Raw genomic sequence first — 5681 nt, 5'->3', positions numbered from 1 at the left:
GGATATCTCCCTATAATCGGAATAATGAAACTGCAATCTTGTCAGATATTACCGTAAAATGACTTTTTCAGGGACGACTATGTACGGTAATGCAAAAAGTCTAATTTGGACAAGTGTGAAAATACATAATTTTTTTACCATAACCAGTTATAGTATAGTAACGAATTAAAAGGAGTGACTTACTATGAATATGAAATAGAAGGCTATGATTACTTACAAGTATAGGTCTCAAGCAAATTTTTCATAAGCGTTGAGAATAAATGATACGCTGGTGAGTAAAGTTGTCGAATTACCAAATGAGGAGAAAAATCGATGACCACCGGAGTGGGTTTTTTTCAATGAATCACAAAACATATATGCGTAAGTCCTTTATTATTATGGTGAGCCCGGAAAGACTCGAACTTTCGACCCTCGGCTTAAAAGGCCGGTGCTCTACCGGACTGAGCTACGGGCCCACCGCTTTTGACAAACTAGAAAAGTAATATATAGAAAAAAAAATTTACAGTCAAACCAAAAATCACGGTCAACTTGGGTATCAACGGTTCTTTCTTTGAGAGCGCAAAGCCTTTATTCGGAAACTTTCGCAACCAGCTTGCGAATTCCGCCCATCACCTGGTCTTCCACTTTTTCGGAAAAAGGTCCGGAGAATTGGGTATGCAAAAGAGCGTCGCCGCCTTCGTATCCGCCTTCTTTGAGTATTTTCAAAGTAGGCAGGTAACCGAACACATAATTGCAATACCCGGCCACCCAGACCGGCTGGTTCGGGTTCTTAAATTCCGATTTCAGGTTGACCGCATAATCCACCACCGTTTCTCCGCCAATTCCGATAAAGAGCAGCTCTTTCCCGAAATGGAGCACCTGCAGCGGGCAGGGAACGGACTCCTGAATCTTTTCACCCCTGGCGATTTTGTCGAGGAAAAAGGCAGATTTACGGCTTAGAGTCAGATTGGATGATTTCCTGTTTTCCTCCAGGGTTTTACGGTCGGGGACAGGCTGGCAGTCCAGTGTAACCTCCTGGTAGGCGCATTTGAGCGGCCCGACGATCAGTTTCTGATTCCCGGCGAGGGCCTTTTTCACCGCTTCCGCCAGAGCTTTTCCGTGGCCCATGGCGTATTCCACCTGATAACGGGCATTAGGAACAAGCTCGCCCGAGCATCCCTGTACAAAGAGCGCTGTCGCTCCCGGATACATTTCCTGGATGTATTGCTGGGCAAAACCGGGATAGTCTCCGCTGATATAATCCACGCTCAGAGTTATGGGATGGCAGGCGTAGCCGAAAAGGATGGCGCGTATGGCGCCGTTGGAATCCGCAACCTTGAGCACCGGGACTACATCATCCCGGGAGCCGCCGGTATAATAGGAGGACGGAGTGGAGCGGTACACGATCCCCTTGTCGGTCGGGAACCGGCGGCTGACCGCAAAGGGAACGGGATTTCCGGTGGAATAGCTCAGTTGGGCGGGTTGTAATCCTTTGATCGCCTCGCTGATTACCTGGACGAATTTCTTCTGCAGCCCGCTTTTGTAAATTTCCAGCTTTGAGGCATACTCCGGGGTGATATTGATGAATCTTTCCTTTTCGGGACGGATTTCCGGCCCGCAATGGGTATGGGAGGCATTGAACAGGATCGCTTCACGGGGGATGCCGAATCGTTTTTTAACTTCCGCGGCGATGACGGCGGTGAATCCTTCCCCATACCCCACAATATCGGCTGTGACAATAACCGCCCGGGTTCCCTGCGGATCCTGAAGCGCAAGGGCTTTGACATAGATATCGCTGATTTTCCCCTGGGAAGGCTCCTTACGGTTGCCGTAACCGGCCATCCATACCGGTGCATCCGGAGTTGTGACCGCAGAAGCTACTCCCGCTTTCCATTCGGCTGCCGCCGGAGCGCAAAGAGCGCTTAAAGGGTAAAGCAGGGAAATGCTGAAGCAAATCCCTATAAACCATCGAAAAACACCTGTCTGATATGTTTGATCGTTTTTCATGCATCATTCCTCAATTTGAGTGTGTATACTCCCGTTCTTCTTCAGGGAATAATATTTCTCTTTTTCGATTGATACAAGTGATTTTTTATCTTAGCCCGAATTATTTATAAACTTACTTAAATATACTCACAACTTATCTTTAAACAAATACTTATAGCTTCATTTGGAAGACAGCCCCCTAAATCCCCCGGAGGGGGACTTTCACTATGTAAGGATAAAACATGTTGGTTTTAAAAATTGATAGCATCTATTTATGTGATGTCTTGCAGTCTTTTAAGTCCCCCTTTGGGGGATGCGGGGTTCCTGGCTTTTGCTTTGCAAAAGTCGGGGTGCATAAGGGGCTGTCGTGATATGCGGCGGTTTTTTGTATGGCAAAAAATAGGTAAATATTTATCTTGCTTGTGATAGTCAGAAACGATTTATTAGAATTATTAAAATAGTATTATAGTGCGGATGACGATGATTTACACCTGCGTTGAGTTAGTAGTATGCTGAAACCATACATGGTGCAATTGAGCGTGGAGTGTTATCTGGAAGCAAAACCTGTAAGCGGGTTTATCTGGAAACCAGAAAAACAGAAGTTATCTGCAAGGGAGACTAATGATGACACAAAGAAAATTGATGTCCGTCCTTCTGAAGGGATTGGGAGTGTATTGCGTTATTATTGGGACGATGTACCTAACACAGTTGCTTTCCGCTTTTTTCGTTACCAGTGATTTCCAATCTAGCCGCGTGCTTGCGACCGTTCTTAGATATTTCACACCCTTATTGTTCTTGGCAATTGCGGCTTACACCTTGCTGTGGCACTCGGAATCTATTTCTGCGAAGCTTTTCCCGGACGACAGTCCTGTCTTGGAGGATATGGGGAGAGTCACGGATGACTGGTACGTTTTTGCCTTGACTGTCATCGGCATAATCCTGGTAATATGGCAAGTACCGATGACCCTTTCTTCAATTGCAGTAAATTTGACGTATGGTCTCTATAACGAATCGGGTGGTCATGACTGGCAAATCTACATGAGACAACAGGGATGGGCGCTGGTTCTGCAGAGCCTTATCAAATTCGCCCTTGGCATGTATCTGATTTTCGGGTCGCGGGGACTTGTATCGATAATACGGAGACTTAGAGGACAAGCAGAGGAAACCGGCAGATAACCCTGGGCATACACGGGACAGAACGAAGTACCTTGCCCGTGATGCCCCACGATAGACGTGTATCGGATAATAAACGTATCGGAGCTATTACACCTCATTTCGCGCAGAGAGTGACTGCCTTGTCTAAGGGCTATCCTGTTTTTTCTTCCTTTTCGTTTCCTCCGGGATTCAATTTGAAACCTATGTTTTTTGGGGTGCTGTCCGGTGTGATGGTTCCGAAATTTTTCTCATGGTTTTCAACCGCTTCGGCGAGGGATTTCGAGAACGCCTTGGCATGAATGGGGCTCAGCACCACCCGCGTCACTACCTTTCCCCTGCTGTTTCCGGGCAGGAACCGGGCGAAATCAAGGATAAACTCCGAATTATTGGTGGTGATGAACGACAGATTCGCATAAACGCCGTCAGCGACAGCATCCTGAATCTCGATGCGTACCTGATGCTCCTGGGAAGCCACATCCGGGGGTTTGTTCATGAATTTCTTCCTTCTTGGGTTTCGGGATTTCAAAGGATGATGCTCCGGAAAAAATAAATTTTACTTTATTTTCTGGTGTTTCTTTACCTCACCCCCAATCCCCCGCTCCTAGTCAGGAGAGGGGGGAACTCATTATACGCATTGTTTTTAACCTCTCCTGACTCCGGGGTCCCCACTGGTGCGAAGCACCTGTGGGGTGGATTGAGAGGGTGGCCAAAAGCCGGGTGAGGTTTCCATGCATTTACCGTCCGGCTTCAGCGATGACATCATCAACCACCTTGCCGATAACCTCCAGACCCTCATCGATGGCCTCCGCGGTGATGCAGAGCGGAGGAGCGATCTTCACACACCCGCCGCCTCTGCCTACAGGGGCAAACATGAGAAGTCCCGACTCGACACAGCGCTTGACGATATCGAACGCAAGATCGGCGTCCGGCTCCATGGTAGCGCGGTTCTTGATGGCCATGAGCGCGAATACGAGGCCGCGGCCCTGAAGATCGAAAATCTCTTTATGTCTCGACTGAATTTTTCTCAGCCCGGGATAGAGATGCTCGCCCATGGCATGGGCGTTTTCCACAAGGTTTTCCCTTTCGATGATTTCAATGGACGCCAGGGCCGCCACCGCGCCAAGCGGGTGTCCGGAATGGGTGGAAGTCATCGATCCGGGGCCGTACTGGTTCATGATCTCCTCACTGCCTACCACGGCGGCGATGGGAAGACTGGAGGACATCCCCTTGCCCAGGCACATGATGTCCGGTACGATCCCGTGGTGTTCGAATCCCCACATTTTTCCTGTACGCCCGAATCCGGCCTGCACCTCATCGAAAATCAGCACCGCATTGTGACGGTCACACCAGGAGCGCAGCGCAACAGCATATTCATCGGGGAAGAATCCGCAATGCCCGCCCTGGTAGGTCTCGCTCATCACTCCTGCGACATTGTCGGGATCAACTCCCAATTTTTTAAGCGTACTCTCGAAGAGTTTGAAACTCTTGTCTTTCACCACGTTTGAGCCGGGGTGAGGCACCTGGACAAACGAGGGGTCGAGGGCGCCGATCCAATCTTTAAGCGCAGGAATTCCCCCCGCCAGTTGGGCGCCCATGGTACGGCCATGGAATGCTTCCTCGAAGGTTACGATCACATTTTTCCGTGAGCCGCCGTGTTTCATTCCCCAGGTTTTAGCCAGCTTGATGGCGCATTCGGTCGTTTCCGCGCCGGTGGTGAGGATGAATGCGCGGGTCATTTGATCAGGCGCCAGCTCCACCAGTTTTTTTGCCAGTAGCGCCCGCGGCTCGGAAGGAAAGCAGTAGGTGTGGAGCAGCCCTTTCCCGGCTGCGGCAATGACGGCATCCCGAATCTCCTTACGGCCATGCCCTGCATTTGTCACGAGAACGCCGCACGACCAGTCGAGCCACATGTTGCCATAAGCGTCAAAAACCTGAAACCCGTCGCCATAGTCCCAGACAATCGGCGGCTGTCCACTCATGGAAAACGGCTCATTTTCACGGAGCATTTCCAGGATGGGCAAGGACTCTTTTACCGGAATGGTGGAAGTCACAATCCGGCGGTATTTTGTTTTGACCGGATTAACCGGCTGCGGTTCGATCGAAAATTCTTTCGATGCCATTTTTTTCCCTGTTTCGTTGGGTTATTGGTGGATGGTGTTCATTACAAAGAGTATATTTCAGGTATTATAATATGTTTCTTTCAGAGGTAAAAATCAACTGTTTTGGAACGTGAAAGAAAAGGTGAGCGCCTGACCGGATAAACGGTGAATTCTCCTTGTGTTTTTCCTTTGTACGCTACATTTTTCTCTTACAATTGTTGGGTTGTTCGCTGATACAATTATACGGGTATGTCGTTAAGTCAGCAACATACAGTAAATAAGAGAAATTGAGTGCTCCTGTGTCTTTAAAGATCCCCCCTGCCTTCGGCATCCCCCCTTATTAAGACGAGGGCGACAAAAGTAAAAAACTTTTATTCAACTTGAATGCATCAAAAGGTCTGTTAAAGGCGAACAGAGAACAGGACGGTTAAAAAGATAACAATGGAACCTGAAAACATACAT

General features: G+C 48.6%; 5 protein-coding genes and 1 tRNA gene. 2 read left to right on the top strand and 4 right to left on the bottom strand.

Annotated features, from left to right (window positions below; translation table 11 throughout):
• Positions 1–378: 378 nt before the first annotated feature.
• Positions 379–455 (bottom strand) — tRNA-Lys (locus Q8O92_09200).
• 112 nt (positions 456–567) lie between these two features.
• Positions 568–1986, bottom strand: coding sequence for a neutral/alkaline non-lysosomal ceramidase N-terminal domain-containing protein (locus Q8O92_09195; protein MDP2983489.1), 1419 nt, complete (start codon positions 1984–1986; stop codon positions 568–570).
• A 488-nt stretch (positions 1987–2474) separates the two neighbouring features.
• Here Q8O92_09195 and Q8O92_09190 point away from each other — a divergent pair, with 488 nt between their 5' ends.
• Positions 2475–2702, top strand: coding sequence for a hypothetical protein (locus Q8O92_09190; GenBank protein MDP2983488.1), 228 nt, complete (start codon positions 2475–2477; stop codon positions 2700–2702).
• A gap of 145 nt (positions 2703–2847) precedes the next feature.
• Positions 2848–3141: a hypothetical protein gene (locus Q8O92_09185; GenBank protein MDP2983487.1), complete on the top strand. Its 294-nt coding sequence runs from the start codon at positions 2848–2850 to the stop codon at positions 3139–3141.
• A 130-nt stretch (positions 3142–3271) separates the two neighbouring features.
• On the opposite strand, the gene Q8O92_09180 is transcribed toward Q8O92_09185, so the two are convergent.
• Both Q8O92_09180 and Q8O92_09175 read right to left on the bottom strand, forming a co-directional pair.
• Entirely contained in the window at positions 3272–3613 is a 342-nt protein-coding gene (locus Q8O92_09180; protein ID MDP2983486.1) for a DUF3467 domain-containing protein, read from the bottom strand.
• Positions 3614–3854: 241 nt separating this feature from the next.
• A complete protein-coding gene (locus Q8O92_09175) occupies positions 3855–5240 on the bottom strand; it encodes an aspartate aminotransferase family protein (GenBank protein MDP2983485.1) in 1386 nt (461 codons plus the stop codon).
• Between the last annotated feature and the right edge of the window lie 441 nt (positions 5241–5681).

The sequence above is a fragment of the Candidatus Latescibacter sp. genome (assembly GCA_030692375.1).
Taxonomy (GTDB): domain Bacteria; phylum Latescibacterota; class Latescibacteria; order Latescibacterales; family Latescibacteraceae; genus JAUYCD01.
Note: the sequence above shows the minus strand (reverse complement) of the source record. Positions and strands in the feature narration are given on the sequence as shown.